Genomic DNA, 3,372 nt, shown 5'->3' with positions numbered 1-3,372 from the left:
GCGTGGGGGAGGGGGGAATCCCCCGCGTCAGTAGCCGACCGAGTTGAAGAGGAACGGGTACGTGATGATGACTTGGCCGCCCTTGGGAGCTGGGAACTGCCAGCCCTTCAGGCTGCTGAGGATGCACGCCTCGACGGAGGCGTTGCGGAGGGTGGAGGACTTGGTCTTCGCGGAGGTGACGCGGCCGTTGAGCCCGATGGCCCACTCCAGCACGATCTTGCCGGCGAGGCCGGGGTCCTTGAGCAGCGCGCGTTCATAGCAGCCGTGCACCTCATTGAGGTGGCTGTTGATGACCTTGGCCACGGCCTCGCGGTCCACGGTGCCCTGCGCGGAGGAGATGCTGCGCGCGGTGGCGCGCGTGACGGTGCCACCCACCGCGCCCTTGCCCACGCCGCCAGCGCCCAGCGCGCCGATGCCGCCGCCGCCCTTGCCGCGCAGGAGCTCCGCGCCCAGCGTGGCGCCGCCGCCCTTGCCGCCGCCGCCCAGGCCGAAGGTGCCCAGGCCCGCGTTGGCGATAGGCGCCTTGCCGATGAGGCCGGACAGTTTGTAGTTGGTCTGCTTGACGTTCTTGCTGCCCGGGCCGCTGCCCAGCTTGTCCACGGCGGCCAGCAGGTCGTTGGCGGCGGGGCCCGCGGCGGACAGCTTCGCGAGCGCCTTGAGGGCCTTGCTCTCCGGCGCGGCGGCCACGGCCTTGGGGACCTGGACCTCCTTGACGGGCTTGGGCGGGGCCTTCTCCGCGACGACGGGCTTGTCCTTGGCGGGCTCCTTCTTCTTGAGCGCCTCGAGCTTCTTCTTGGCCTCTTCCTTCTTCTTGGGCTCGGGGGCGATGAGGCGCAGCGCGACGGGCGGCAGGTTCTTCTGGGTGAAGTCCGCGGTCGCGGGGCCTTGCGGCCGGGTGGCGATGAACCAGCCCAGGCCGCCGCCGAAGATGGCGAGGAAGAAGAGGGTCAGCCAGGGCAGGCCCTTGAGCGGGTTGACGAAGACGCGCTCGGGGGTGGGCGCCGCGTAGGCGACGAGCGACATCTTGCCCTGGGTGAGGCGGGCGGCGGCGCCGTCGCGCAGGGTGACGAAGCGGCGGCTGCCGTCGGACTCGAGCGCGGCGGTGGTGACGGGGGCGAAGCGGCCGTCGCCGTTGGCCTTCTCCACGTCGGTGCCGGGGGGCACGAAGAGGCGGTAGTTGCCGTTGACGGATTCAGCGAGGGTGAAGTCGTCGCCTTCCGGGAGGGAGAAGCCCCACAGTGGCATGGGGGCCTGTTCCTCCAGGGCGGCCTTCACGGGCTTCTTCACGTCCGGAGCGAAGCGGCGCGCGTCGCGGCGCACGGCGCCCCAGTACAGCTCCAGGTAGAGCTGGGCCGCGCCCTTCTTGCCCGGGCCGATCTTCGGCGCGTGCGTGGGGCGGGTGGCCGGGGTCGCGTCGAGGACGAGGGGGCCGGAGGCGGGCGCGGCGTCCGTGTCCACGTCCGCGAGCAGGTCGTCCACGACGAGGAGGCTGGGCATGGCCTCCGACGGAGGACGGCGCCGCGTGGAGGGCATGGTGCCCGCGGGAACGGGGGACGCCGGAGTGCGCTTCGCGGCCGCGGGTTGCGCGTGCGCCGCCTGGGCAACGGCCTGAGCGTGAGCACCGTGCTGCGCGTGAGCGGCCTGCGCACCGTGCTGCGCGTGAGCGGCTTGAAGATGTGCGGGCTGCGCAGCGTGCTGTGCGTGCGCCGCCTGGGGATGTGCGGACTGCGCAGCGTGCTGTGCGTGAGCGGCCTGTTGGGCCTGCGCGGCCTGTTGCTGCGCGTACGCGGCTTGCTGTGCCTGCTGCTGCGCGTAGGCGGCCTGCTGGGCCTGTTGCTGCGCAAGCGCGGCCTGCTGCTGAGCGTGTGCGGCCTGCTGCTGAGCGTGTGCGGCCTGCTGGGCCTGCGCGGCCTGCTGGGCCTGCTGCCTCGCGTGCGCGGCCTGCTGTTGCGCAAGCGCGGCTTGCTGGGCCTGCTGTTGCGCGTAGGCGGCCTGTTGCGCCTGCTGCTGCGCGAGCGCGGCTTGCTGCGCCTGCTGCTGCGCGTACGCCGCCTGCTGCTGCGCGAGCGCGGCCTGCTGGGGCCCGAACGGATGCGTCACCCCGTTGCCGGCGTGCGGGGGCGCGAAGGCGTGTGGTGCTCCGTTGCCGGCGTGCGGGGGCGCGGCGGGCGGAGCCCCAGCACCTCCGAGGAGCGCGGCGACTTCCGGCGGCGGCTGCGGCTTGGTCTCGACGGGACGCTGGTTGAGGATCCGCGTCTTCAGGACGAACGGACCGCACAGCACCTCGTCCACGGAGCGGATCTCACAAGCCGTGACCTGGTGCCCGTTGACGAAGACGCCGCTGGTGCCACCGCCCGCGTCCTGGATCGCGGTGCGGCCGTTCTGGAAGTACAGCAACGCATGGCGCGGCGACACGGACGCGTCGTCCAGCCGCAGGTCCGACGACGCATCGGAGCCGAGCGCGTAGGTGCCGGGGACGAAGACCTCCGTCCCCACCAGGAGGCCGTCGCGGAGGATGACGACTTGCAGGACGCTGGGCTGGCCGCTCAACGGTGACGCTCCCTTCGAAGGGTGATGGGCGGTACGGCCCTACTGATCGTAGACGGTGGCGAGCGTCTCGGAGCGGAAGCTGTCGCGCTCGCGAAGCATCGACCGCGTCTTCAATTCCTTGCGGTCATACAGGTACACGGCGCCGGACTTGTTCGTCTGGCCCTGGATGAGACGGTCGTCGAAGTCGATGCGCGACGGGCCGCGCTGCGGCGGACCGGATGACGCCGTGGCCGACGCATCACCCGTCACCGGATCCGTGACGGCCGTGCTCGACTTCGTCTCGATGCGCGGTGGCGCCTTGCTCGAACCCTTCTTGGCCTTGGCCGTCTTCGCGGCCTTCGCCTTGGGTGCGCGTCCACGCCCCTGGGCCCAGGCATCGTTCGCTGTGGAGAGGGGACCGAAGCCGAGCACGCTGGCGACGGCACAGAAGAGGAGGAAACGTCGCATCATCAACAGGTTAAGCGATGCGAGCCCCGACCTGTCAACGCACACTCCAGCCCCATGGCGTGACCTGTGCCGATCAGGTGTGGGGGGCAGTCCACCTCACCTGGGGCGGGCTCTCCACGCCCTGTCCTGCTTCGTGCCGGTAGGCTGGAAACGTCGCGTGGGGTTCCCTCCGAGCGGTGCTTCCCCAGCATGCGAGCAGACGTGGTGCGAAGTCATCGTGACACGGTGGGCGGATGGAGGATGCTCGCGCGCGGGAGGCTCGCACACGCGTGAAGGGTGTCACTCACCAGTGGAAATGGATCGCGGCCGGGCTCGGAGCCCTGGTCCTTCTGGGCCTCCTGGCCTTCGCGCTGAAGCCCCGGAGCGCCCCCGCGC

At 71.3% G+C, this 3,372-nt stretch carries 2 protein-coding genes; both read right to left on the bottom strand.

What is annotated here, in order from left to right:
* Positions 1 to 27 precede the first annotated feature (27 nt).
* Entirely contained in the window at positions 28 to 2,550 is a 2,523-nt protein-coding gene (locus D7X32_RS43670) for an AgmX/PglI C-terminal domain-containing protein (RefSeq protein ID WP_120608375.1), read from the bottom strand.
* Positions 2,551 to 2,589: 39 nt separating this feature from the next.
* Positions 2,590 to 3,000, bottom strand: coding sequence for a hypothetical protein (locus tag D7X32_RS43665; RefSeq protein ID WP_244239512.1), 411 nt, complete (start codon positions 2,998 to 3,000; stop codon positions 2,590 to 2,592).
* Positions 3,001 to 3,372: the final 372 nt, after the last annotated feature.

Source organism: Corallococcus carmarthensis (assembly GCF_003611695.1).
Lineage (GTDB): Bacteria > Myxococcota > Myxococcia > Myxococcales > Myxococcaceae > Corallococcus > Corallococcus carmarthensis.
Note: the sequence above shows the minus strand (reverse complement) of the source record. Positions and strands in the feature narration are given on the sequence as shown.